We start from the raw sequence: 25,946 nt of genomic DNA, 5'->3' as shown, positions 1-25,946 counted from the left end.
CTTTATTACACCGCCTTTCCGCTGATTTTCCAATCAACCGCTTCTGTGTAATGGTTCCACATTTGCGAATAACGTCCACCAGCAGCAACTAATTCATTATGTTTACCTTCTTCAACTAGATGACCTTTTTCCATAACAATAATTTTGTCAGCATTACGAATCGTAGATAAACGGTGAGCAATAATAATAACTGTTTTATTCTGCATAAGTTTCTCGAATGCTTTTTGAATTAAATACTCATTTTCTGGGTCGCTAAATGCAGTTGCTTCATCAAGAACAATAATAGGGGAATCTTTGATAATAGCTCTAGCAATAGCGATACGTTGACGCTCACCGCCAGAAAGATGAATACCTTTTGTTCCAAATACAGTTTTGTAGCCATTAGGAAGTTTTGAAATAAATTCATGGCATTGTGCAGCTTTCGCGGCTTCAATGACTTGTTCTTCTGTAGCGTTTGGATTTCCCATGCGAATATTATCTAAAATACTCTGCTTGAATAAGAAAATATCTTGAAATACAAAGCTAACATGATTCATTAAGTCTTTTTCTGAAATATCTCTTATATCAACACCGCCGATTTTTACACTTCCCTCTGTAACGTCCCAAAAGCGTGAAATTAAATTTGCAATTGTACTTTTTCCACCACCAGATAAGCCAACAATAGCTGTTATTTGTCCTTGATTGGCTTTAAAAGATACATTTTCAATAGCCATTTCTTCTTTTTTTCCTGTATATGTAAAGCTAACATTATCAAACACAACATCATCTTTTTGAGTTTTTTTAGGACTGGTAGTTTGTGGTAGAACAGGTATATTGAAAATTTCGTCCATTCTTGCTACATTTCCGTCAATTTGCATAAATGATTCAGAGATATACATTATTTTGTTTAAAATACCAGCGATTGCCGGAACAAAAAGCAAGTAAAATATAAATGTCATAGTAAAGCTCTTATAATCTTGTGCATTAGCTCCTAACAAAATACCTACAGGAACGATAACCAAATATATATTGTTAATGATGGTAGTAAACGCTGGCATATAATTTTGCCAACCTAGAGAGAACTTTAGAACCCATTCTGTGTATTCTTTAATAGCATGTTCTAAACGAGCAAATGAAGAAGCTGTTTGATTAAATGCTTTCACAACAGGCATACCACGAACATATTCTACAGAAGCATTGTTCATATCTTCCAATGCGATCTGATATTTTCCCATGTTTTCTTTCATTGCTCCGCTACCAAATCCACTGAATTGTACGACAAAAGCAAGCACAATTCCAACTAATGAAGCAATACCAAATCGCCAATCAATAGCCAGTAGAATAATAACCATAACAATAGGCGCAGTTACAGAAGCAACAAAATCTGGAAATTGATGTGCAATGAAACCCTCAATGCTCTCAATGTTTTCATCCATTATTTTTCTTAAACGACCACTACCTATGGTTAAGTGATAACCTAAAGGAATTTTGGTAATATGTTCTGCGAAGTGAAGTTTTAATTCATAAAGTGTTCCAAATGCTGCCATATGAGAACTGAAAATTGCTAAAAAATATAATAGTATATTAGCAATAATACCAGCTAAAGCTATCCAGCCATAATTCATAACCTTGCTCATATCCAGCAATTCTAAATTAGGATAGACTTTTAAAATGGAACTAATAATAAAATATACCGCAATATACGGAACAAACGACGCTATAGCCGCTAACGAGGAAAGTATAGCCGATAAAAATACTAATCCTTTCTTATTGGAAGCTAATTCTAAACATCGTGCTAAACCCGTTTTGGGTTTGTTTTGTTTTGGCTTTTTGTTTGCCATAGTACGAATCCTCCTTAAATATAAAATACGTGGTGGGTTAGCTTAATCTAACCACACCACGTATTCTAAAGGAAATACTATTTTTCTTCTACTCCATCTCTAGTATATTTGGGTAAAAATAGCCCAAAAGTGTTATTTTTGTTTTCTGTAATCTTTCGGTAAAATACCATAAACAGATTGAAATGCTATTGCAAATTTACTAGCATTATTATATCCAAGACTTACCGCTATATCTCCAATTTTCATATTTTCATTTAAAAGCCAATGTGCTGCAATATTCATCTTATATTTCTTTAAATATGAATATGGTGTGTCACCATATATCTGTAAAAAAATTTTATGAAACAGTGATAAGTTAATTTGATTCCGAAAGGCGAGTTGTTCTAACGATACTCGTTCATCTAAATGAGTTATCATATATGTTTGAATTTCTTTAGTAGCTTGAATCTGACGTTTATCATAATATTTGAAATCACAGCCATGATTTTTAGTTAGCTGGTCTATATGGTAAAGTAATTCAATTGCTTTAATTTTGAAATATCCTAATTGTTCTATGTTAAGTGCTTCATATAATTCAGAAAATAAATGATGTAATTTAGGTGGAGTGGAACTTAAATATCCATTATTCTCAATCCCTAATGTTGAACCAATTTTATCAAGGTTAAGCGGAATAGTTTCCATCATTTTTTTGATTTCTTCTGATAAGGATTGTTTATCAATCACAAGGCTAAGTCCATAATATTTTTTTAATGGAAACGAGAAAGAAACTGGTAAATGTTGTGTTCCAGTCACACTAAAATATCCCTCTGGTAAATACGAAACTGTATGATTGGCATACTCACATTCATAGCGTCCAGAGCGACAATGTGTAATTGAAATAATATTAGGATTGAATTTTTGAGAAGGCATACTTATGTCTGTATCAAAGTCCAAAAAAGAGAGTTGAATACCATCAAAAAGCGTGTAACTTGTAACAATTCCTTTCCCTTGACACCCATAATCTATAATCATAAAATTTTCATCTTGCTTGATAATTTTTGCCTTATCACTGTACCAGTCTTTATTAAATGTAGAACTCACATTATGTACCTCCATATGTCGATTAGCAACATCTAACTATTATCATACTGTATTTTTTATCCCAAAACAATAAAAACATAAGCGTGCAAATCCGATTTATGTGAAAATGCACGCTTTTCTTCATGTTATTTTACAATCTTCCAGTTACTATCTTTTTCCAGCGTTAAGTCAAACTGTGAAATTTGCGTTGCTTTTGTCCTCTGGTCGAGATACTTTACCGATACCGATACTTTCACTTGTTCTCCATCTTGTATAAAGATAGGATTTACCAGCTCCGAGAACATATAGTCACAGTTGACAGGTTCAAGCACATTCCCCGATACATAGTAGGCAAGCTCTTTTTCCGTTGCGGTAGGGTACAGCTTAAAGAATGTTTCCAAAAACTCTGTCACTTCCTCTGTAGTGGCAGCGTCCACCGTTCCGTCCGATTCCTTGACTTTTGGTTCATAGCCGGATTTTGTTGGTATGCTGCTGATGGTCGGATTCTGTGTAATAACCAGATTTCCGTCACCATCTACATGAACTACCACCATGTAAGCGGAAGTGTAACCGATAGAAGTCTCTCCCTCTGTTACCGTTTGATCTACCGAGTAGACAACGGTAAAGTCGTCCGTTCCAGTCGCTTCAACCTCCCAAATCTTAACGTCCGTTACCGTAGAGCTTGTAGGTATGTCCATACAGACAGTATCAACATTCAAATCCTGCAAGCTCTTTGTAAGGTACTGGTTAATGGCTGTGGTTCTTTTCTCAATGGATTCCTGCGTGTTGCTCCAAGAATAGTAGGACTTCGCAAATGCCTTGACGAAATTCTCTATCTTGTTGGTATCAACAATACGCTGCTCAATGACTTCTTTCTCATGTACCGTGTGCATATCAATGGCGGTGAAATTCTTATACACCCCAAAGCTGATACTGGCAATCAACACCAGCCATAAGGCAATCACGGTTTTTTTATGCGTGCCAACTTTCATCACAGGCACTTTCTTTTCCTTTTTTGGTTTTGATTCCTTATCCTTTTTCTTAAATAGCATAGCACCATTCCTTTCTAATTGGTTTTCACCCGTCCGGCACCAATCAAGTGTTGCTGCCAGTACGAGCTTGTTAAATCTGCATATCCGATAGGGTCGCCAGCATGATACATTCTGTTGTTTCCAGCATAGATTCCTACATGAGTGACGTATGTTCCAGCGTTATAGGTTGAATGGAAGAACACCAAGTCACCAGCCTTTGCCTGTGACAGCGGTATGTGCTGTGCAGCGTCATACTGTGCCTGTGCGGTACGAGGTAAGCTGATACCAGCTTTTCCATAGCACCAAGACGTAAGACCAGAACAGTCAAAGCTAGTGTTGGGATTGCTGCCGCCATACACATATTTCCAGCCTTGATACTTCAACGCTTCATTGAAGATTGCCTGTGCGGTAGCGTCACTGAGACTAGGCACAGCCAAATACTGACTGACTAATTTCACATAGAACATATTCCCGTACTTGTAACGCCAGCCGCCATTTTCTTTTATGGAAATGTCATTCTTATAGGTGACTTTGACACCGCCGGATTTACCTTTTGCGAAGCTGACCGCCAGCTCAAAGGTGTACTTCTTTCCGTGTTTTGATACATAATCAATGAAGCCGCCACCATAGTTATAGGACTGTACCACTGTGTTGATGTCACAGTCTTTTGCTTCTGCGGATTTCAAAAGCTCCGAGAAGTATTTACACCCCTGTTTGATGGAATCCTCCACGGATAGGGAGTTAAGCGGTAATCCTAAAGATTCACTGGCTTGCATAACGTCTGTCGTGCCAGTGCCGCCGGATTCCACCTGCATAATCGCAAGCAGATAGTTCACATAGTCAGAGATTCTGTATTCCTTTGCATACTTTTCTACCGTAGACTGATGTTTCAATACTTCCGCTGATAGGTTCAGTCCAGAAAAATCAAGACTGGAAGAACCACTTTCTTCATCATCTGAGGTCACGATAAACAGAAACAGAAGCAGACAGATAATCACTGTGAAAATCCCACCGAACACAGCAAAATGCCTTAACTTCATTTCTTGCCGCCTTTCTTACTTGTAGATTTCTTCATTGTTGATTGATTTGTGGTCTTTTTCTGAACCGTCTTTGTCTGCTTCTGACGTTGTACCGTTTGCCTTGAAATATCTGTGGTAGCTTGTGAATGTTTATTTACTGCTGATGAAGCCTGTTTATCTGCCGGACGGGATTCTCTGACAACCTGTGTTCTTACATTCTCCTGTGATTTTGTCACAGGCTCTTTACTCTTGCTTGATTGCGGCTGCTCCTTTGTCACTGTGACAGGACGCTCTTTGACATTCTGCTCCGGCTTTAAAGCTGCCGCCTGTGAATCCGATTTTACAGGAACAGGCGTTGTGGCTGGTCGCTCATGCACCGGGGCAGCTCTCTTTGTCGCTGATCCGTTGCTTTGTCGCTCCTTATCCACAATCGGACGCTGCGGATTCTTTTTGTCTGACTGCGGCTGTTTCGATACCGATTTTTTATCCACAATTCCACGCTTTGAGGTAGACTGTGATTCCTGTGTATTGCTTTGTGAACTATGTACGGTCTGTGAGGAATCCGTCTGACTTTTCTTATCCGGCAATGCAAACGGCTTCTGTGATTTGGAATCCGGCAGAGCTGGCGGCTTGCTGTTACCTCCACTGGAAGAAGCAGAAGTATTGTGATTTGCTCTGGTATGCGTATTACCTGTCTGTTTGGTATTGTCTGCCTTTTTTGTAGAAGCAGAAGCCGCCGCAGCACCAGCTACACCACCAGCAGCACCAGCCGCCATTGTCCTACCGATTTTACGCTCCAAGCGTCTTGCCCTGCGGTTGAGGAACATATACGGGTGTCGCATGATTCGTCTGCTGACTTGCTGTGTATCGGAGGATTGCAGGCTGAACATTGTCATCAAGTCACCTAATTTAAAATAGATTCCGGCAAAGGTGACTATCTGTAGAAATGCCACCATGAAAAACGGATAGCCGGAGGAAATGGAGTAAAACATAGTCGAGATACTAAACGCTGTGGTAATAATCAGTGTGATTCCAGCTCTCATCATAACGGTATTGAACAGCTTCGTAAGAGCCTTTTTTGCCATGCCTTCATAGGTCGGTATCATGGACAAAACAAAACTAATCGGCAGAAACATGGCGTAGATGATAAATAACACCTGCGAGAAAATCATCATGCCCGTAAGCAGAAAAACAAACGCCGAGATTCCGATATTGAAGATAAACAGGAACACCACCATACCTAAACGGGTCATGGTCTTTGTGACGCTCAAATAAGCGTTGTCCTTATCTTCGATTTCTTCAATCACAACATCCTCTCTGTCGTCTGTGTCTGGGTTTGCCGATAACAGGCTTTCCACACGGTCAGAGCCGAGCGTTTCTATATCCGATTCCCCGTACTGTAAAAGCAGCCACGGTTGTTTCACCTGTATGGAAAACAGGCTGTCTCTTATTAAATCTACGCTGTCTTTTCCTTTGCTGTTGGAATCGGGCAGCACGATTTTTGTACCGAGCGATAATGCCGAGCTGCTTATATCTGCGGAAAAGTCATTGATTTTGCTGATATAGTTTGGGGCATAGGCAATAAAGGACGCTGACAGGATAAATACCACAAGAAAGTTGATAACCGCATGAATGGCTTTTGTGGTTTCTCTTTTTAACAGTCCTGTGTATGCCACATAGATTCCCATTACCAGAATGAGGATAAGCAGGAATCCTACATAAAATCCCTCACTGGAAAAGCCATTGGAAGTCACACCAGCTAATGTCTGAATGTTCTTTCCGATAGAACTTGCAGTATCAGAGATAAAGTCCAGCTTGTAGGCTTCCTGTACCACATAACCTGTCGCATTGGAAATGTATAAGCTCACCGTCCAGACAAAGTTTGTGATGGCATATAGTCCGTACTGAATACTTTTGCCGATACCGTCAAGCCAGTTCCACGGCAGCCAATCCCAACTTGAATCCACATAGAAATCAAGCTGGTAGTTTTCCAGCGGATATTTGGAATAGGTGTTAGCGTCACTCACCGTATTGTCTACCAGACCAGCCGCATGAGCTACCGTACCCGTGATAGATAAAAATACCAGCACACCGAGAATCACCGAAAGCGTGATAAGCAGATAACGGACTATTTTTCTCTTGTCCATAGGCTTCACCTCATTTCTTCCGTCTGCACTGGCGGTCTGGTATCAAAGGCATGGAACAGGTCAGAGAATACAGGGTGAATCTGGATAACGCCCACACGCCCATACAAATCTTGAAACAGGCATTGTCCGTTTTCCAAATCCCTAAGTCGTTTCTGGTTGCCCTCGTCCTCCTTATCCACACCGAAAAATTCAAGAGTATTCTTGATTTCCTTTATGTCTGTAGAACGGAACGCAAACTTTAAGCCGATATTGTTCTTCATCTTTTCATCGTCCACATCACCAGAGTTTTGTGTAACAAAGTAAACAGCAGCGTTCATGGAGCGTCCAGCACGAATCAGCTTGTTAGACAATGCTTTCCCCTGTGCCACCTGTAGGAACGTCCACGCCTCGTCCAAGTCCACCATCTTAAAAATGCTCCTGTCGGAATGAATAAAATCAAGGGCAAAGGTACTAATGACAATCAGCATAGCCACGGACAATAATTCCATTGTGGTGTATTCTTCAAACTTCGTGTCCTTATCCGGCAACACAAGGTCTGCCACCTGTATGATGTTGAGCTGCCTGTCTAAACTGATGGACTGCTCCACATCACCGTCCGAGAATAAAAGGTGTGCAAAGTCATAATCGGTCATGCTCTCGATATGGTCTGCGATATTTTCTGCCACAGGAGAACCGTCTTTCCTTAATTTATCAATGACACGGAGCAGTCCTCGTTTTTTGCTCTGTGTCACGGAACGGATTGCACGCCTTAATACAGGGAACTTCTCACCGTCACGGGACGAAATACCTGTAAGGAATGTCAGAATGTCGATTGCCAGACTTTCAGCGTCCTTTGTTCGCTTCATAATCACATACGGGTCAAGAAGTCCTCTGTTTTTGTCCTCACTGGTGAGATTAACTATCTTGATTTCCTGTGCAATGTCGGGTAGCGTTTCCTGCCAGTTGCCACGCTCTGATTTTGGGTCTACAATGACCGCTTTTCCTCCAAACAGCACCGCATAATAGATGATAAGGTTGTTACAGAAAGACTTCCCACCACCGAGCGAACCGAGAAAAGCAGCCGCAAGAGCATTTGTCACAGAACCTTTTACGCCCTGTGCTGCAAGGCTAGGTTTTAGATAGACGTTCTTTCCTGTATCAAGGTTATAGCCGATATAGATACCGTCCGTTTCCCCAAGCTGCTGTGTTGCACCGAAGCCAAGTCCGGCGAGAAAGTCCGAAGTGACGTATTGGATATAATCATTGATATATCTTTTGCTGGACGGGATAAACTCACCATGCAACCCCAACATATCACCGAATGGGCGAACCAGCTTGACATTCAAATCATCATAGAAATCTTTGACTTCATCACAGCGGCGTTTCAATTCTTCCAGAGTATCAGCCGCCACACGGATAACGTAGGATAATTTATACATGGATTCTTTGGACTGGTCTAAATTTGTTTCCAGTTCATTCACCGAATCCAGAGCGTCCATGACGTTACTTCCCGTTTCGTTGTTGGATTCCCAAGCATGATTATCCAAGTCTTTCAGCTCTTTCTTTTTGTTCCTAACAGTCGTCAGAGCCTTTTTGTTGGTAACGATTTCAACATTCATAGAAGTGGAAACGGGGAACGTGAATTGCTGTTGCTGATAATAAAATATCTCGCTTGACGGAAAATCCAGCTCACCCACGATATTGTTAATCGTGAAGTAGGCAACAAAAGTTGTCTGATCTTCACGCTCAATCTTTAGGTATCGCTGGTTTTCTTCAATCATGCAGCGTGTCGGACGGATAAGGTCATATCGCTTCACCAGTGTTTCACGCTTTGACTTTTTTATCGGGAGGTCATAACTGTAATCACTGTAGGCAACGCCGGTATTCCCGTAGATATGTTCCAAGAGGTAGCCGAAGTCGTTCTTATCTAGTCTGCGGAACTGAAAGCGACGTGAGATTTTGCTTTCCAAGAGTTTTTCCATCTTTAGGAAACGGTTGATTTCATCATTACTCATGGAAACGAAGTCACCCATCAGCTTGTGATTGACTTCATAGATAAAATCCGCAAAGGTCATAGCTGCTGATTTTCGCATACCCTTGAAGCTGATTTCTTCCTCATTTACCAGCAGCTTGAAGCCAAGAAAAAAGCGGTAGTCAATCTGATTTTCACCAATCATTTCAACCAACGCTTCTGTCTGTTCATCTACCTTTTTACAGGCAATCTCTTTTAATCTGCCTGTGATTCCCTTTTTGGAACGCTCCTGTACTGCACGCAGGCTGTCCTCTGTGGCAATCTGTAGGGCATGGATTTTTCCGTCACGGTTCTGGGCGATAAGCTGACGGAAGTTGTCATGCACCATGTATTTTTCTTCTGGTGACAGGAACGAATAATTGTAAGGTGTCAGCTCATAGTAGGCAAAGCACTCACCGTCATGGTTGAACACCAGATTGTTTTCTATGTACTTAATCGGGAACATACATCACACTCCTAACTGCGGTCACGCTTGTATTGAATTTCTGATTTTTCAGTTTGATAGCTTTTCCTGCATAGGTCACTTTTGGTCGGAGGAAAAAGCTCACACAGGATTTTAGGAATCCAAAAGGCTTTTTTCCGTCAAAGGTCTTTTGCGATACAAACCAAGTGAACGCCACAGGGATTCCAAAGTATTTGAGAAATGCACCGTCAATCATGTTAAAGGGCGGTAGCTCCCCAAAGAGAATCACCACAAACAGCGACACCACGAACCAAGCCATCTGACTGAATGTGAGCGGGAACGGGAGTTGAAAATCGTTGATTGCATAAATGACTTTTTCCACGCTCCATATGCTTGTATAGCTTTTGATTTTCTTCAATTTTCACAGCTCCTTTCTGTTCTAAAATGGAAACAGCAGCCTATGTTTCAAGGCTGCTGCAAAAAAATAACCAGTGTCATTTCACTGGCAGATAAAAAAATTCAGTTGTAATTGTTAATACGGACATTCAAACACGCCATGATTAGTGACGACAAAACGCCCCTCTAAATCAAGGTCACGCCCGTAGGCTTCATAGTCTATGTAACTGCGGATTCTGTCTGGTATCTCACCCAGACTTTGACATTCATCTATGAAGTAATAGGCAACGTCTGTCATATCGTCACAATCGGGATAATGGATAATATCGTCTGCATGTTCGCACAAATCTTCCAAGCTGCTGTAATAGCCTAGCAGTTCCGATAATTCGTCCTGTATGTCTTCTGGTAAGTCCTCCACCATTTCACACAGGCGGTTGACTTCCTCAATGGGTGTGTACTCGTCAATCTCAAAGGGTAGCTCATAATCATGGATTGCGTATTCTTCGTATCTGTCATTCAAGCCGATACGTTCTGCCATCTCGTCATAATCAACGGGCGGCGTAAACCACGCACCCACAAGCTCACCCTCGTTGTATTTCCCAAGATTGGCGATATAGATTCGCATTTCTTCGATACCACATCACCCCTTTACTGATAGCGGAATACGCCGCTTGTGGTAAATAAGTATCTGTCGTCCATTTCCAGCTCACTACCATAGGAGTGATAGTCGATATGTTTCAATAGTTCGTGAGGAATCTCACCAAAAACATATTCTTCACGGATAAGGTATTCTGCCAGAGCTGCACCGTCACCCACATCATAGTAGCGTATCTCGTCCTTGTGGTCGATAAATTCCTCGAAGCTGGAAAACCATTTCTGCTGAATGGCTTTCATTTCATTGCCGATAGGCGTACCCTCCAATTCCAGCACCATGCGGCAGTTGGCGTTGATTTCCCAAAGTGGCATATCACTGTGTAAGTCAAAGGGCAGCTCATAGTCTGCAATCTCAATCTGTTCTTCATGTTCTACGCCGATTTTTTCTCGGACTTCCTCAAAGTCCACAGGGCAGTTGAACCAAGCACCGGAATATTCTTCGTCACCCTCACGATACGGTTTTGTATTGTTTAACAGGTAGATTCGCATTTCCTGCATGGTCTGTCACTTCCTTTCATCATATCCAGTATTCCCATTATAACAGCATAATCTACACCGAATACATAATGAGAAAACTTTTCTAACTGTTCTTTTGGATAATCAAGTGGTGAGTGCTGCTTGATGATTTCCCACACCATACGTTTGCGGTAGGGAAGGTCGGAAATATTTTCACAGCCGACACGCTCTTTCATATCCTCAAATATATCTGTTTTCATGTTGTCCTCCAATCTTAAAATTTGCATAGAAAAAGCAGCTAACTCAAAAGAATTAACTGCTCTTTGTCTATGATAATTTGATTCCTATTTGTTTCAAAATTAAAGTAAGTTCTTTTCGCTTTTCTGGGTCTGGTGTTCTGACTAAAGTATATCCTTCTTGCTGTATTTTTCTTAATATATCAAATGTAATATCTGCTCTAGCATTTAATTTATATAGAGTATCATCCGACATAGGTACTTTACGAAGATACCACCAGAAAGGTAAATCCAATTTACTTTTAGCATATTTTATAGTGTTGACAAAGTATGTGTCCTCATTATAGTAATTAAAATGTGGTTTATCCTCTAAAAGATGTTTTTCCATATTTTCATAGAAATCATCTAAATGATTGTCAACTAAAATCTTTTCAAGTATTTGAGGAGGAATTTCACTCAAATACTCTGTTATCATACCAGTATTCAAAATATTTAAAGGCGTATAATAATATTTCTTTTTAGCGGAAAGAACAATGCTCAATACTACACTTTGATTATCAAATGCGTCAAAATATACATTGACATTAACATTGTGATATTGATAGTAAAATTTTAAGCAAGTAGCCTTTGTTTTTTTAGGAATACTGTTATAAATATCTACTAAATAGGCTTTTGTACTTTCTTTCACACAAAACACTCCTTTCAAATTCTGCTTAAATTATACTACTTTTACACAAGAAATACAATTTACGCCCCGATAATCTTATTGAATAACTGCAACAGTACGTCTTTTACGCCAGAAGAATTGAATACCAAGCCGACAGCGATTAAGGCAATCACCAAGAATCCAATCAGTTTAGAAAACTCACGCTTGAATCCGAGATATACGCCGATAACCGCAATCGCCATGAGTACCAAACTCTGTGCGTTAGATAAAAACCAGTTGTATATGGATAGGTAAGTTCCTGATATTATAAATATCTCAAACTTTTCCCCCCATTCACACGGAGCGTGCGACTTTCACCGCACTCCGCGTTCCATCGTGTTTATATTGAAAAGTATTTATGTAGTAGACCTATATCAAGTTTAATTCTTGATTGCCAGCTAATACTCTATATTTATTTAGTCTTATGAGCTGGACTTTATTTAGTTTCAATAGAGCTATATATTTTTGTATTGTTTCTTCTGTTTTTGCGTGTATTAGACGATGTACCGCCTCTTTTACCAAAATAAGATTTTTATAATCGTCATTACCACCAGCCCTAGTTGGTACAATATGATGACAGTGTATTTCATTAGCTTGTTGAAATTCTTCCAGAGTTATAGCACATTTTCCATGTTGGGCAGAAAATAGCGAAATTCGATTGTCTGCGTATTCTATTGTGCGATTTTCCAAAGATAATTTCATCAACTGATACATCAGTAATTTATCAACACTTAGATTGGTATGGATAAATTTTCTTCCCTCTGGAGTATAGCAGTTTGCTGAATACACTTTTGCCATTGGTTTTCTGTGTTGGATATATCCAACAGGGAATATAGGTTCGCCCTCGCCAGCAACATATCGAAGCATTTTAGATTTACCATATCTTGTTGCTTCTTTTGTTGTAAGTTGTCTGCCTGTTTTTCTCAATCTGCCCTTTTTGCTTGCACCTAATCTGTTAGTGAAGATAGCCATTACAGCTCTATTAAGTTTCATACAATCCAGATTTACATTTGTTGCAATCTGATAATAATTTTGCATACCTAATACCATTGAATTATAAAGTCTTATTTCCTCTAATTCTGTTTTTCCCTTTGAGGGAGAAGCAATTTTCTTTGCCTGTGATACCAGCTTGTCTTTTTGGGTCTTGAATTGTTTATCACTTATATGTGATTTAACAACTAACTTCTTTCTTCTCGGTATCATTTTAATCTTGAAACCAAGAAAGTCGGAGTATCTTTTTCTAACATTTACAATTCTTGTTTTTTCTTGTGATACTTCCAATTTTAGTCGTTGCTCGATCCATTGAGTAATTGCTATTTTGGTTTTTTCAGCACTTTCTTTGTAGCGACAGAAAACTCTAAAATCATCTGCATAACGAACCATATACATTTCCTTTAACTTTGTTTTCTTCATTTCTTTGTAAGCGTTGCTTTTACATGGGCTACCGCTTTTATTGATATGAACCACATAGTTTTTTGTAACAGGATTTTCATGCCATTGACTTTCTACCCAATGGTCTAACTCATTAAGAACAATGTTGGCTAGTAGTGGGGATATAATTCCCCCCTGTGGAGTTCCTTTCTCTGGATATGTTATTGTGCCGTCAGGCATTTTAATTGGAGCTTTTAATATCCTTTTTAAAATGAATATCAAGTGCTTGTCCCGTATTCCCATAGCCCATATCTGTTTTATCAGTTTGGAATGGTTCACGTTGTCAAAGAAACCCTTAATATCAAATTCAATCACATAATGTAGCTGGCTGATTTGTAGGCGGTTATAGGTTGCTTTTATTGCATTTTCAACCGACCTATTAGGTCTGAAACCGTAGCTGTTTTCACTAAATTTAGCTTCGCAGATTGGTTCTAATACTTGTTTGATACATTGTTGTATAAGCCTGTCCCACATACAAGGAATGCCTAGAGGTCTGGTTTTCCCATTTGGTTTTGGTATTTCTTTTCGCCTTACTGGCTTAGGTCGATACCCGTGCGGAGTGCCTGCGACAATATATCTTACCTTTTTGACAACTGTTTCTGCTGGCAATTTGCCAATATCTTTAATTATTGTACCGTCTGTTCCTGCTGTCTTACTGCCTGCATTTGCTTTGATATTTCGATATGCCAGTAATATATTTTCTCTCGATAGGATAATATCCATAAGATGAGTGAAAATATCTCCATTCTTACTTTTGGCATATAAATCATCAAAGGTGTTTTGCATTTCGTAATATTCAGCGTGTCTTAAATCTTCTACACACAATGTTTCATTTTTATTTTTAGGCATAAGGCTTCACTCCTTTGCTTGAAATTGAGTGAGCTTTTTTATCTTACTCGTAATCCTTATTAAAGCAACATAATACTTTTCTAATATATACACGACTTGAGGGTATTCCTCCATTCCCATTACAAGAATTTCTTAGGTTCGCCCTCTGCTTTTCAGCATTGGTTCAACTGCTTATTGTTCTTCGTCAGCTTATTCTCTTGATGAGAACCCAATACCTTTCCTCGTTCCGATAATCTTATCTATACATATATATCCTTAGGTCACTAGCTATAAGCCTGCTGGCTTGATACCGCCTGTAACGGTATATGGCATTTCATAACCTATATTCTTACTTTGCCACACCAGCTACGATTTCTCGTACCTTTGCATTTCTACAAAGTACAAATTTAGACCCGTACATTCGCTGTTTCGTCAGTCCCTTGTGGAACATTCTAACCATAGATATTTTATAGACCCCCGACCTGTTGGATACGCTACCCACCTCTGGATAGTTTTCGATAGAAGATATATGTTCATCAACTATTACGGTATCTTTCAGCCGTCTTTACCGAGCTTCAAACATTCTGAGTTTCCTCATTCAATGCTTGTCGGAGGCTCAGGGCAGGCGTTTCAGAGCGTTACTTCATCATTCCACCTGTCAGATTATCAGTTCTCCTAATAATCAAACTTTTTCGTTCTTTTATTAGTGCCTTAGCTTTTCACTAAGGAACGAGTCGCACATAAGTTCTGTCCGAAATTCATTATTTTCTGCTCCTTTCCATCATTTCAATTTCTCTTTCTGCGGCTGCTCCAAGTGAGAACAGGAATAAATCAAATAAGATATGCTTCATGTTGTCATTCCTCCGTTTCTGTAATCATTTCCTCTGTGGAAGTTGTCTGCTGTTCAATCAGCTTTTTGTGACGCTCCGTGAGCTTCGCATGGTCTAAAATGTCTTTGAGATAAGTCGTACCGTTGGTACTGTCAATCTTCTGTAAGACTTTCCAAGTGGGAGCTACCTGTCTGCTTATCCAGTTGAGCGTCCGAGTGAGCGTATAAGGCTCTGGTTTGGTCGTCAGTTTCAAACGCCCACGATCAGAGCCGATAAAGTACGCCCATTTCTCATTGGTCTGCCATTCGCTGCGTCTTTTCTCCACCTCCTTGTCAGCGAACCGCATATAACGGTTGATAATGTCAAAAGCGGTACGCTCTGCGTCATGATAGGTCAGCAGGTCACGCACCGCATAATAGGCTCGCTCATTTTTCAGCCGAATTTCAAAACGGTTCTTGATTTTCGTATCTTCAATGGGTATATCGTATTTCACATACTGCTCATAGTCCTTTTCATAGATACAGAAATAAACCTCTGATTTGAGCGAACCGATATAAAGCGTATTTCCCATTCCGTATCTGTCCTGTTCATTGCTTCTCACCAGCTCACCGCTGCGGTAGCTCTTGAAGCTGCGGAATACGGAAATACATTCTTCACGGTTGCATTTCTCTGTCAGCTCTGGAATATCCAAGATTCCTGCCATATCGTTGATGGCAAGGTCAAGACGTTTCATCACACCTCCTTCCACCAGAGCGTCCATGAGAAAGTCATACCAGCTCCTATGCTGTGCCAGCAGATAACTTTCCATCTGTCGACAGCCTTTGCCTTTCAGCTCCAGCAGTGTGCCTTTCTCTTTATCGGGTGATGTCAGCACGAACACATCACCAAGCACATAATGTTCCGCATAGGAGTAGAATCCGTAGTCCTCATGTATCATTACATCCAGCTTTAATTGCAGAATATCTTCAACAACGTGCCGAACGTCCTGTGTGGGGAATCGGATTCTGACGTAATCCAAGACCATTTCCAACGGATTCTCTGGATTCAGCTTTTCCAGAGCGTCCGTGAATTTCCCCTTGATTTCTTCTGTCAAGGCTACTTTTCCAGATTCAATCCTGCTGACATACTCACGACTGATACCAGCCATGACCGCAAGACGATTCTGGGAAACGCCGTACTGCGTCCGTTTTTCCTTAAAATCGTTTATCCAATCGGTATCATTCAGTTTCAATCCCTCCAATCGAAAAAGAAATGTGACAGTTACCGATTTTGTCACACTTCTTTGAATGTTTGAAAAGTCCTCTGTTTTCAAGGACTTTTTGATATGTAATTGACTGTTTCCAGATAATTTGTGCCCCCCTGTTAGATAATGGGGGCAGATGGTTGGGGCGGCTTACGCCACCCCAACACAGGCTAGTCCGTACCTGCGTCTTTCGCTTCGCACGCCGCCTGTCCGTCCTGCCTGTTTTGTGACAATCTTCCTATCTCTTTTAAAAAGTCATGTCCTTTGGGTACAAGGGGAGTGTAAAACTCGGATATGACACTGTTTCCCGTATCAACATAGCCACGCCCTTTAATCTGCTTCAAGAAAAAGTCCTTGTCTACTTCACCGAACATCATACTGTACCCAAGCTCCGACATACGCCCAAGAGCCACACGGAAATTGAACTGGTCACGGATTCCATCACCGAGATACTTTGCGTCTGGACGCTGACAGGCGAGAATGAGAAAATATCCTGCCTGTCGTCCGAGCATGACTATCTGTTTCAGCTTGTTAAGGACAGCAGCATTTTCCTTTGTGGTGAGCATTTCCATGAACGCCACATATTCATCAAAAATAAGGAAGTGGGGCGATAGTCCTAAATAGGCATAGTTTTCACCTGTCCTGTAATTCTCCATGAGCTTCATTGCTTCACTTCTTGCCATCATACCGTCATAGAACCTGTCAATACAGGCGGTTATATCGTCTTTCTTGTACCAGACTTCCGGCATGACAACGGACAAATCCGCAAGGTCGGCGTTCTTTGGGTCTAAAATATACATGACCGCATTGCTGCGGAGCAGAGCTTCAATGATAGTAAGGATAAAGTAGGTTTTACCACCACCAGTGCCGCCAGCAATTAGCATATGTGGGAGCTTGTCATACTCCCACCAGACATTTTTCATCAGACGCAAGCTGCCATGTTCAGCCTGTACCTCATTGATAGTGATTCTGTTCGCAATCGTATCATAGAGCAGCACATATTCCACATAGCTGTCTTTCAATTCTTTGGAAACCAGCTCACAGTATAAGCCTGTTTCCAGCTTCTTTTCCAAGTGTAAAAGCTGGTCTTGATATTTCCCTAATGTAATTTCCGTACGGATATATAAAAGTCCATGCTCCATATGGTAATACAGTTTTGGAAAATAGGTGATTTTCTCTTTTTTAGTAGTAGCTGGCAAGTCCTTGAAGAATCCGCTATCCTGTGTGGATTCCGATTCATACCAGCCATTTTCCAACAGCATACGAGCCAGCTTTTGACGGTGAAAGAGCTGTTTCACTCTGTCATACTGGAATCTGCGATAGAAAAGGGTAGCCAGTACACAGACCAAAGCTGCCAAAACGATAGTCATTATCCTATATGGTGTGACCGTCAGATGGACACTGCCATCTTGAAAAAGCGAGATTACTTTCCAGTCCGTAGTGATGATTGTTTTTAGGTTCAGCAGCATAACCACCGCAAGGAACAGCAGGAGCAACGAACCAGACGAGAAACGAAAAACCAGCGATTTGTCACTGGCTCTGATACGATTCCCACGTTTATTGAATTGTGGCATAGGCTAAATCCTTTCCTTATTTTTTATGCTGTGGCTGCTGCGGATTGTTGGGAGCGTGGTTATTTCCGGCTGGCTGACCGTTCTTATTCTTCAAGACAATATCATCTGCTTTGATATACCAGTCAACGTCTGCACCTTGAAATGTAGCGGTTGCCACCGTATCAGCTACAGGATTGATGATTTCCACCTCTGTGTTGTAGTCAAATTCCTTTAACGGAACAGAAGCCGGAATACTCACCTGAATCATGCGTCCTTGCTCCTTACACTTCAAATCGTAGGTACGTTCTTTAATTTCTTCAGAAACCGTACCGTCCTCATTTTGAATATGTACCTCTCGTCTTAATGCAGAGAATTTCAATACTCCGAAAGTCTTTTCCTTGTCTATAATGATTCCGTTTGCTAATCTCATAATCTCTGTACCTCCTTATGCTTTCACCATATCGTCTGCTGACAGGATATAGTTCGTGAATCCTCTTGTGCCGATTTTATAACCCTCTGCGGTGATTTTAGGATTGATAAGTTTCACTTTTTCCTCTGATTCAAAGTTCTTCTCACCAGCAGAAGCGGGCAGCACCACGATAATATCATCTGCCCTCTGTACATCCGAATAAAGGTTGAAGCTACGGGAAACGACCGTCATACGTCCGTTGATCCTACGCTGTTCCACCTTATTCTCACCTGCAAACTCCAAATTCCCGAATGTCTTTTCCATGTTTGGGATAACGTGTTTTAATTCCATAAATTGTTTACCTCTTTTCTTTCTGATTTTGATTGATTTGTTATTTAGTGTCATTCTGCTGTCGAGATAATATCTGTCTGCCTGTGAATTATCAAGGGCAAGCGTTGTGCTAAAAGCACCCTTGACAATCCCCATTCAGAAAGATAAATCGTAATCAAGCAGAAGTTAGATATAGTGTCAGCCACAGACTGACTTTTTTATGATGGGCGGTGAACGGGGCGTTGCTTTCATAAGCTGATACCTCCCGTATTATTTAGACTTTTTTACTCTGCGGAATCTCTTATAACATGCAAAGATAAGACCAGCAGCGGAAATCCCCATCATGGCGAATAATGCGGCAAATGGCGTATTGTCACCTGTCTTTGGTGATGTGCTTGCCTTAGTTGGTGTGCTAGGTTCATCTGGTGTGGTAGGGGATTCTGGTTTCTCTTTGATTGTTACAGTCTGCCCCTCATCTTTGATGTCCTTATGTTCAGCCACTTTGATAGGCTCGTCTGGATTGGTTACGTCATATAATTCTTCAAAAGTAACAAGCTCCTTACCTGCAAGCTCACTGGCATTGAATGTAAATTCAATCTGAACTTCCATCTTCGTGTCAGTAGCGGTAAAAGTAAGGTCATTTTCCACACGTTTACCATTCGCCAGAAGTTCAGCATTTTCAGACTTCACCATTTCCCAACCTTTAAGAGTGTATTTCACGCCTTTTTCCAAACCGTCTAAAGTGACCGTATCAACGATAGTTACTTTGTCGTCTACTTCAATCGTCTTTTCACCTGTTGCCTTATCGGTAGCGATTGTGTGCATAGTGATGATACGTTCCGTAATCGTCACTGTTTGCCCTTCGTCCTCAATGTCCTTGTGTTCTGCCACCTTTGTAGGCTCGTCTGGATTGGATAAATCGTATAATTCCTCGAATGTTACTAGGTCTTTTCCTGCAAGCTCACTGGCATTGAATGTAAAGGCAATCTGGACTTCCATGCTAGAATCTTTTGCAGTAAAGGTATAGTCACTTTCTACAGGTTCACCGCCAATCAAAAGCTGTGCGTTTTCAGACTTCACCATCTGCCAGCCTTTGAGCTGATAGGTTGTACCTTTTTCCAAGCCATCTAAAGTGACCGTATCAATGACAGTTACCTCTTTACCAGCAACAATCATCTTTTCACCTGTGGCTTTGTCGACAGCGTTGGTATGAATTTCAATCACTCGTTCTTCGATAGTCACGGTCTGCCCCTCATCCTCAATGTCCTTGTGTTCTGCCACTTTGATAGGCTCGTCTGGATTGGATAAGTCGTACAATTCCTCGAATGTCACAAGGTCTTTTCCGCCAAGAGCAGAAGCATTGAACGTATAGGAAACCTCAACTTCCATTTCTGATTTTTTCGCAGTGAATGTGTAATTACTTTCCACAGGTTGACCGTCAATCAAAAGCTGTGCGTTTTCAGACTTCACCATTTGCCAGCCTTTCAACTGATATTTTGTGCCTTTTGTCAAACCATCTAAAGTCACAGTATCAACGATAGTCACGTTCTTTCCAGCAACGATTGATTTTTCACCTGTCACCTTATCTGTGGCAGTCGTATGGATAGTGATTTCTGGCTCGTATTCATCTGTAAGCGTACCTAAATCCACGACTACTTTATTTCTTGACACCACTACATCAAATGCCGGAATTAGCGTCATTCCCTTGTTGGAATCGCAGCGTAATTCTTCGATTGTGTAAGTATCATAGAGCAATGCACCTTTGCTGTCGTCTGGTGTGGAAGTACCGAACCAGATACCGTCCTCACTGGTCTTTCCGGCGTTGGTATTCTGCTTATGAGATACCCAATCAGAGGAAGTGGAAAGCTGACCATTTGCGTCTGTCACAATGATATGGCTCTCACCAGTCGTCTTGCCTGTGATCCTAAAGGGAACATTCGCAAGTCGCTTGTGAGTGCCAGCACCGATTTTTACACCCTCAATATCTCCACGCTTAATCTGGTTGTAGATGGAATGTGCTTCATCTGTTAAATCCACGATTTTTCCATCTTCTGTGATTTCAAATTCAATCGGTTTTGCACCGTCCGTCAAATATCCCTCTGGGGCGTTGCTTTCCTCAATATGGTATTTTCCGTATGGTAATGTATCGGCGGCAGTTGTAGCGATACCGTCAACGCCAGTATGGATTGTTTTGACGACTTCATTCTTGTTGTATAACTTGCCATTTACCAAGACAGCGTTATCATTTAAGGAAATGATTTCAAAGGCAGTATCTTTCAAAGTCGCACCGCCTTGTGCTTTTGTATCTTTGGTTTCAAGGTCACGTTTCTGGATTTTGACACCGCCACGGATAACCTTGTCTAATACGGAATACTGGTTGCTGCCGCTTAACGCTGCAAGCTCACCATCTTCTGTAATCTGTGCCACATAGACACCTTTTATCTGTTCAGAACTTCCGGCAGCCTGCATATAAGCACCCTCCAATAAGTAACCGTTTGGAGCTGTCTTTTCTTCTACAGTGATAGTACCAAGCGGCAAGCAGATAGTACCATTCTGTGTATAGAAGCTGTCACCCAATACCTTGTAGGAATCGGCTAATCTTGTGATGTAATGGACTTCATTGTTGCTGTCTTTTTCAGCGATTGTCTTTGTCGTCCATGTGCGTGTTGGTTCTGATGGAAGATTGTCTTTTGTATAGTAACCGTCATAATACTTCCAGACGAACTCCGCACCCTCTAAAGAAGCGTTACCCTGTGGCGTAGCTTTGGAAATTTCCATATCAATCTTGAAAAGCTCAACCAAAGTGTCAGTGACTTTTGGTTTGTCGCTGACTTTTAAAGTCGTAGTTTCATTAACCTTGACCGTCATAGTATAGACGTTCTTATCTAACTGGAATCCCTTTGGAGCTTTCGTTTCTTTCACATAGTATGTCGCAGCTCTTAATTCCACAGTGTCCGTATTACCATTGGCATTTGTCGTAAGTATGGCAACAGATTTCGTGCAGCCTTTATCAGAATAGACACCATAAGTCGCACCAGAGAGAGAATAGCAGTCATTCCCGTTTGTGACTGTGGTATTACTGGAAGATTTCTGAATCTTGCCATTGCCGACAGCCAGCTCTGCGAAGAACTGTCCTAAATCCTGCCCCTCACCAGTGTAGATATAACCGTAACAGTCATAGCGTCCTTTATTTTCTCTTACAAAGGCTTTCGCTCCGGCGAATACTTCATCTTGCACGGATTTTGAGATTTCATCATAGGAAGCTCGTACATTGTCACAGCTCCACCCAAGATGGACGCTCAATCTCTGCCAGACTACAAGCTGTCTTAAAAGGTAGGCGTGCTGGCTGCTCAATCCTGTATGGCTTTTCGTGTACTGTTTGACGTATTCAAGAGATAAAGCAACGTCCTCTATCTGGTCAGCAGTCATGCGTGTACTTGCGTCACTTCTGGTCTTATATCCATTCTTAAAGCCTGTGTTGATGTCGATACAATAAGCGTCCTCGCCCTCAACGGTCATATGCCCCTCATTAAATGTAGAGCCGATAGAACCATCATTCATTACTTTCTCAACAATGCCGACACGTTCCTCCGATTCTGTCCAGTATTGTGTTTCCGCAGCATGGACAGCAGTTGTGGGTAGAGCAGTAAAGACGGTTGCGAGAGTAAGAACACCTGTAAGCAATCGTTTCAATATCTTATTCATTTTTTGATTCTCCTTTCATTTGGGTAAAAAAATAGACGCTCATTTCTGAACGTCTGGAAATAAAAAAGGAATACCGTTTTTCAAGTATTCCTAATTCTATATGTTATTTAACTGTATTTATGTGATATGAAGTTGTTTGCTGCTGTTATGCCGCTATTTGTTGTTGGTATCTCAATGGTACATTACCATCATTAAAAGGATGAATACACAGAAAATCTGTGATAAAGGATGGAATTAACAGCAAGGGTTCAATATCAGCAGCGATTGCCTGATTGTAGCTTTCACAAATTACATGGATTGCCTGTGATGTTTCATAGGGAGCTAACGGCTGAAATCGAACAGCTCTGGTTCCATCCGCTCGTACTTCTGTAATGTAATTTTGCGTATTCTTGAATTTTCCACCAAAGGATTCTCCTGAATAACTATATAGAACCTTATGAAGCTGCAGGATATAATTGCTTTGGATTGGTATATATTCATGACTTTCATGAATCATGTTCAGAACATCTCGATAGCCGGCAATCTCTTCTTCATCCCTGTTTCGCGGTGATGTCTTCTCGTTGACCAGCTGTTTAATTCTTGTATCCGTCGTAACAATACCTTCAATTTGATTGGATGCTTCCGTACTTTGTACTTTCGCAATTTCCACTAGCTTTTCCAAACTCATCGGTTTCTGTTTGATATAGAGTTCCTGTTTTCCCTTGTATTCATGGATTTTAGCAATCAATGTTAAGACTTCCAAATCCCATTTTTTATCTCTAATCTTCAGATAGTCAAAAGATCTCATTCTGTACCACCTCATTATTCTCCTATTATAGCAAAAATTCAGGAGAAAAGCTAAGGCTCATAGGAGAATAATAAAGATAATCTCCTATCAATTCCCATATTCTCCTATAATATTGTATAAAATAGGGGAATAAAGAATATTGTAGGAGAATACGATATCATTTCAAATTCATTACGATGATGGAACAGGCATATCCTAAGGATCTCATCAACATTCGTATATTTCAAGTTTGTTCTATAAACATTTCCCGCAGTCATGAGTTTAAATTGTGAAAATGAAAAAAGCGATTCTATTGCTGAACCGCCTTTTGCTATGCTACTTCAAATGTGCGTCGAACCAGTCTGCCATTTCCTGCAGTCTGCGTAATCTATGCTTTGGTTTTCCACTCCTGCTCAGCTCATGATTCTCCTGTGGAAACAGACACATGCGGCTTTCCACATCATGATACTGTAAAGCCGTAAACATCTGCAGTCCTTCACTCAGCGGACAATTATAATCCTCCAGGGAATGGATAAACAGGGTTGGCGTCTTTACCTTGTTTGCATATGCCAGCGGAGAAGCCGTCCACATCGTCATGACATCCTTCCACGGTGTTGTCTGCATCTCATTAGGATCAAAGGTATAGCCGATACAGCTCGTACCGAAATCCGATGTCCAGTTTGCGACACTGCGCTGGGAAGCGGCTGCCTGAAACCGGTCTGTCTGTGTGATGATCCAGTTTGTCATAAAACCTCCATAGCTTCCGCCAAGCACACCCAAGCGCCCGCTGTCCAGTTGTGGGGTTTCCTGCAGCACCACATCCGTAAACGCCATCAAATCCTCATAATCTATCGTACCGTATTTCCCCCGCAGGTCCGCATACTCCTCACCGAAGGAATCACTGCCCCTTGGGTTTGTGTAAAATACCATATACCCCATGGATGCAAACATCTGCATTTCATGGTTGAAAACATTTCCATATGCGCAGCGCGGTCCTCCATGAATACTCAACAGACCCGGATACCGGTTTCCTTCCACATAGTCAGCCGGATATAAAATCCAGCCCTTCTGTATACCTCCCTCACGATTGGTATACAGAATTTCTTTTGGCTGCACATGCCGATGCGTCTGTAAATACTCCGCATTCCATGCTGTGAGCTTCTGACAATCATCCTGCTTGCGGTAATAAATTTCCTCCAGCGCATTTTCTTCCATTTCCAGTGTATACCAGCCCTGTGCGCTCACGGCAATATCCCGTATCACATTGGCTTTTGGTGTCAGACAGATATCCCTGCCATCCATGGACAATGCGTACAGCAGGCAGCGACCTTCCTCATTTTTCAGATGGTAAACAATCTGGTTCTTCATCATGATGGATGTGGAGGCTCCGACATGGCAGTCACTCACTATATTGCAATATGCGTAATGCTCGCAGTCCAGCAGCTTTTTCACACCCTGTTCTTTCGTCCAGACATAAATATCCGCCGCCTCTTCATTGCCATACTGCTGCATATCCGTTCCTGTGAAAACAACGGTATCCTTCTCACAGGTAACTGCTTCAATGCGTAAGGTGTCACAGTTGAGAAGCTCTGTTTGACGCAGGGTATCTGTGGTAAAGGTAAAAATCCCCTGTGTCAGCGGCTTCTTTGTGGAATACTCCTGCGCGCTACATACAATTTGCGTATTTGAAACCGACAGGTTTTCCACATGCCAGTTTCCTGCAAACAACGCTTTGGATGTCTGACTTTCCTCATAATAGACATACAGGTGGTTTCGTTTCCCGCTGATATAGCCGACACCGTTATCCCAGAAGGGAATCTGTGTCAGCACGATGGTGTCATCATCATTCTGTTTCTGTACGGATTCCTCTGCCAGATAGGCATAGTGCTGCACACTTATCCTCTCCAGCTGGACAACATTCGCAGGTATTGTAAAAGCCGGTGTGGTGCATAAGGTATCCAGATGCAGACGAACAAATTCCGTTTTCTGTTCCTTTGCAGGCTTTTGAATCAGCAGCGTATGTTCATTTTCCCACAGAAAGGCGGAAAACTTCTGCTTCTGATAGATACAGAAATTCCTCTTTCCCTCCAACAGCCACAGATTTTTTTCGTACGTATCACTTGCTTCCGCCATCTGCGTATGCACATAAACCAGACGGTTTCCGGAAGGTGATGCTTTCAAGCCGCTCAACAGATGCAGCTGATAGAGATCGGTTTTCTCTACACCCTTTTTCATCCCTTATTTCCTCTTTCCTGCATATGCTCTTTCAATAGTTCACAGATTTCCTCATATGCCGCATTGACATCCGTATTCTTCACAGTATGGCGAAAGAGTGTGGACAGCTCCAGTTCAACAAGCGCCTTGTTAATTCTGCGCTGTGCGCTTGCCGCATCATCCCGATACCGCAGCATGATCTGTTTCTCCAGTTCCTCCATGCTTTCCGGTTCCACGAATACGCACAGAGCGTCCGGATATTGCAGCTTGATCTGCCCAACACCCTGTGCTTCCACCTCAACCATGACATTTTTTCCACTATTTAGCAGGAAATCCACCTGATGCTTTGGTGTTCCATAGTAATAGCCGTCAAACTCTGTATACTCCAGCAGCTCACGATTTCGCAAAGCCTGCGCAAAGGCTTCATGATTGACAAAATAATAATCCCTGCCATCCACTTCCTCCCCGCGTTTTGGACGGGTTGTCATGGAAATGGAATAATTCAGATGCAGTTGTTCATCACCGAGCAGCCGGTCACGGATATCCTTTTTTCCCACACTGCTGGCGCCGGTTAATACAAACAGCAAACCCTTGTTCATGATGTTTCCTCCCGGTATCTTATGCAGCAGGAATGAGTGCCGCATACCATACCTTTTCCTTTCTTTCAAAAAAACGAAAACACAGCCGGATGGACAGTGC

21 protein-coding genes are annotated in these 25,946 nt (G+C 41.4%); all 21 read right to left on the bottom strand.

Annotated elements, in window-relative coordinates:
* Positions 1 to 5: 5 nt before the first annotated feature.
* The 21 genes from ACG3M1_RS03780 to gmk all read right to left on the bottom strand — a co-directional run bounded on the left by ACG3M1_RS03780 (position 6) and on the right by gmk (position 25,846).
* Positions 6 to 1,820, bottom strand: coding sequence for an ABC transporter ATP-binding protein (locus ACG3M1_RS03780; RefSeq protein ID WP_005335600.1), 1,815 nt, complete (start codon positions 1,818 to 1,820; stop codon positions 6 to 8).
* A gap of 132 nt (positions 1,821 to 1,952) precedes the next feature.
* Positions 1,953 to 2,900 (bottom strand): helix-turn-helix domain-containing protein, encoded by a 948-nt coding sequence (locus tag ACG3M1_RS03775; protein ID WP_008788620.1) that lies wholly within the window; start codon positions 2,898 to 2,900, stop codon positions 1,953 to 1,955.
* A gap of 125 nt (positions 2,901 to 3,025) precedes the next feature.
* Entirely contained in the window at positions 3,026 to 3,931 is a 906-nt protein-coding gene (locus ACG3M1_RS03770) for a conjugal transfer protein (RefSeq protein ID WP_005335602.1), read from the bottom strand.
* A gap of 14 nt (positions 3,932 to 3,945) precedes the next feature.
* Entirely contained in the window at positions 3,946 to 4,950 is a 1,005-nt protein-coding gene (locus ACG3M1_RS03765) for a lysozyme family protein (protein ID WP_009203310.1), read from the bottom strand.
* Positions 4,947 to 7,076 carry a CD3337/EF1877 family mobilome membrane protein gene (locus ACG3M1_RS03760; protein WP_040344134.1) on the bottom strand — a complete coding sequence of 710 codons (2,130 nt, stop codon included), beginning with the start codon at positions 7,074 to 7,076 and terminating at the stop codon, positions 4,947 to 4,949. Before ACG3M1_RS03760 ends, ACG3M1_RS03765 begins: the two co-directional genes overlap by 4 nt.
* A 5-nt stretch (positions 7,077 to 7,081) precedes the next feature.
* Positions 7,082 to 9,532 carry an ATP-binding protein gene (locus ACG3M1_RS03755; protein ID WP_009203308.1) on the bottom strand — a complete coding sequence of 817 codons (2,451 nt, stop codon included), beginning with the start codon at positions 9,530 to 9,532 and terminating at the stop codon, positions 7,082 to 7,084.
* Entirely contained in the window at positions 9,519 to 9,908 is a 390-nt protein-coding gene (locus ACG3M1_RS03750) for a conjugal transfer protein (RefSeq protein ID WP_021865983.1), read from the bottom strand. Before ACG3M1_RS03750 ends, ACG3M1_RS03755 begins: the two co-directional genes overlap by 14 nt.
* Positions 9,909 to 10,022: 114 nt before the next feature.
* Positions 10,023 to 10,511, bottom strand: a complete 489-nt coding sequence (locus ACG3M1_RS03745) for an antirestriction protein ArdA (RefSeq protein ID WP_005335611.1) — start codon at positions 10,509 to 10,511, stop codon at positions 10,023 to 10,025.
* Between the two features lie 23 nt (positions 10,512 to 10,534).
* Complete coding sequence (locus ACG3M1_RS03740) at positions 10,535 to 11,038, bottom strand: antirestriction protein ArdA (protein WP_040015660.1); 504 nt, start codon at positions 11,036 to 11,038, stop codon at positions 10,535 to 10,537.
* Positions 11,011 to 11,256: a hypothetical protein gene (locus ACG3M1_RS03735; protein WP_015530244.1), complete on the bottom strand. Its 246-nt coding sequence runs from the start codon at positions 11,254 to 11,256 to the stop codon at positions 11,011 to 11,013. The genes ACG3M1_RS03740 and ACG3M1_RS03735 overlap by 28 nt, the downstream gene beginning before the upstream one ends.
* A 67-nt stretch (positions 11,257 to 11,323) precedes the next feature.
* On the bottom strand, positions 11,324 to 11,920 hold the full coding sequence (locus tag ACG3M1_RS03730) for a hypothetical protein (protein WP_005335616.1): 597 nt from the start codon (positions 11,918 to 11,920) through the stop codon (positions 11,324 to 11,326).
* Positions 11,921 to 11,979: 59 nt separating this feature from the next.
* Positions 11,980 to 12,204 (bottom strand): hypothetical protein, encoded by a 225-nt coding sequence (locus ACG3M1_RS03725; protein ID WP_227359320.1) that lies wholly within the window; start codon positions 12,202 to 12,204, stop codon positions 11,980 to 11,982.
* A gap of 103 nt (positions 12,205 to 12,307) precedes the next feature.
* Entirely contained in the window at positions 12,308 to 14,218 is a 1,911-nt protein-coding gene (gene ltrA / locus ACG3M1_RS03720) for a group II intron reverse transcriptase/maturase (RefSeq protein ID WP_003436850.1), read from the bottom strand.
* Between the two features lie 834 nt (positions 14,219 to 15,052).
* The gene (mobT, locus tag ACG3M1_RS03715; protein WP_179988315.1) at positions 15,053 to 16,267 is read right to left on the bottom strand and encodes a MobT family relaxase; all 1,215 of its coding nucleotides are present in this window, start codon (positions 16,265 to 16,267) and stop codon (positions 15,053 to 15,055) included.
* A gap of 173 nt (positions 16,268 to 16,440) precedes the next feature.
* Positions 16,441 to 17,844, bottom strand: a complete 1,404-nt coding sequence (locus ACG3M1_RS03710; RefSeq protein ID WP_009203305.1) for an FtsK/SpoIIIE domain-containing protein — start codon at positions 17,842 to 17,844, stop codon at positions 16,441 to 16,443.
* Positions 17,845 to 17,860: 16 nt separating this feature from the next.
* Entirely contained in the window at positions 17,861 to 18,253 is a 393-nt protein-coding gene (locus ACG3M1_RS03705) for a YdcP family protein (RefSeq protein WP_009203304.1), read from the bottom strand.
* A 15-nt stretch (positions 18,254 to 18,268) separates the two neighbouring features.
* Positions 18,269 to 18,583 carry a YdcP family protein gene (locus tag ACG3M1_RS03700; RefSeq protein WP_005363246.1) on the bottom strand — a complete coding sequence of 105 codons (315 nt, stop codon included), beginning with the start codon at positions 18,581 to 18,583 and terminating at the stop codon, positions 18,269 to 18,271.
* A 249-nt stretch (positions 18,584 to 18,832) separates the two neighbouring features.
* Positions 18,833 to 22,267, bottom strand: coding sequence for a VaFE repeat-containing surface-anchored protein (locus ACG3M1_RS03695; protein WP_009203302.1), 3,435 nt, complete (start codon positions 22,265 to 22,267; stop codon positions 18,833 to 18,835).
* A 145-nt stretch (positions 22,268 to 22,412) separates the two neighbouring features.
* On the bottom strand, positions 22,413 to 23,054 hold the full coding sequence (locus tag ACG3M1_RS03690; protein WP_257349712.1) for a Fic family protein: 642 nt from the start codon (positions 23,052 to 23,054) through the stop codon (positions 22,413 to 22,415).
* A 315-nt stretch (positions 23,055 to 23,369) separates the two neighbouring features.
* Positions 23,370 to 25,268 (bottom strand): alpha/beta hydrolase family protein, encoded by a 1,899-nt coding sequence (locus tag ACG3M1_RS03685; protein WP_009269788.1) that lies wholly within the window; start codon positions 25,266 to 25,268, stop codon positions 23,370 to 23,372.
* Positions 25,265 to 25,846, bottom strand: a complete 582-nt coding sequence (gene gmk, locus ACG3M1_RS03680) for a guanylate kinase (protein WP_021420132.1) — start codon at positions 25,844 to 25,846, stop codon at positions 25,265 to 25,267. Before gmk ends, ACG3M1_RS03685 begins: the two co-directional genes overlap by 4 nt.
* Between the last annotated feature and the right edge of the window lie 100 nt (positions 25,847 to 25,946).

Source organism: Clostridium sp. 10cd* (assembly GCF_044336395.1).
In the GTDB taxonomy this organism is placed as follows: Bacteria; Bacillota_I; Bacilli_A; order Erysipelotrichales; family Erysipelotrichaceae; genus Clostridium_AQ; species Clostridium_AQ innocuum.
The sequence above is the reverse complement of the archived record's forward strand: the minus strand, read 5'-3'. Positions and strand labels throughout refer to the sequence as shown.

Excerpts from the sequence above, each read along its gene's own strand:
- ACG3M1_RS03700 (WP_005363246.1), bottom strand. The coding sequence starts at position 18,583 with ATGGAATTAAAACACGTTATCCCAAACATGGAAAAGACATTCGGGAAT.
- ACG3M1_RS03755 (WP_009203308.1), bottom strand. The coding sequence starts at position 9,532 with ATGTTCCCGATTAAGTACATAGAAAACAATCTGGTGTTCAACCATGAC.
- ACG3M1_RS03760 (WP_040344134.1), bottom strand. The coding sequence starts at position 7,076 with ATGGACAAGAGAAAAATAGTCCGTTATCTGCTTATCACGCTTTCGGTG.
- ACG3M1_RS03780 (WP_005335600.1), bottom strand. The coding sequence starts at position 1,820 with ATGGCAAACAAAAAGCCAAAACAAAACAAACCCAAAACGGGTTTAGCA.
- ACG3M1_RS03770 (WP_005335602.1), bottom strand. The coding sequence starts at position 3,931 with ATGCTATTTAAGAAAAAGGATAAGGAATCAAAACCAAAAAAGGAAAAG.
- ACG3M1_RS03695 (WP_009203302.1), bottom strand. The coding sequence starts at position 22,267 with ATGAATAAGATATTGAAACGATTGCTTACAGGTGTTCTTACTCTCGCA.
- ACG3M1_RS03685 (WP_009269788.1), bottom strand. The coding sequence starts at position 25,268 with ATGAAAAAGGGTGTAGAGAAAACCGATCTCTATCAGCTGCATCTGTTG.
- ACG3M1_RS03735 (WP_015530244.1), bottom strand. The coding sequence starts at position 11,256 with ATGAAAACAGATATATTTGAGGATATGAAAGAGCGTGTCGGCTGTGAA.
- gmk (WP_021420132.1), bottom strand. The coding sequence starts at position 25,846 with ATGAACAAGGGTTTGCTGTTTGTATTAACCGGCGCCAGCAGTGTGGGA.
- ACG3M1_RS03705 (WP_009203304.1), bottom strand. The coding sequence starts at position 18,253 with ATGAGATTAGCAAACGGAATCATTATAGACAAGGAAAAGACTTTCGGA.
- ACG3M1_RS03745 (WP_005335611.1), bottom strand. The coding sequence starts at position 10,511 with ATGCGAATCTATATCGCCAATCTTGGGAAATACAACGAGGGTGAGCTT.
- ACG3M1_RS03765 (WP_009203310.1), bottom strand. The coding sequence starts at position 4,950 with ATGAAGTTAAGGCATTTTGCTGTGTTCGGTGGGATTTTCACAGTGATT.
- ACG3M1_RS03740 (WP_040015660.1), bottom strand. The coding sequence starts at position 11,038 with ATGCAGGAAATGCGAATCTACCTGTTAAACAATACAAAACCGTATCGT.
- ACG3M1_RS03710 (WP_009203305.1), bottom strand. The coding sequence starts at position 17,844 with ATGCCACAATTCAATAAACGTGGGAATCGTATCAGAGCCAGTGACAAA.
- ltrA (WP_003436850.1), bottom strand. The coding sequence starts at position 14,218 with ATGCCTAAAAATAAAAATGAAACATTGTGTGTAGAAGATTTAAGACAC.
- ACG3M1_RS03690 (WP_257349712.1), bottom strand. The coding sequence starts at position 23,054 with ATGAGATCTTTTGACTATCTGAAGATTAGAGATAAAAAATGGGATTTG.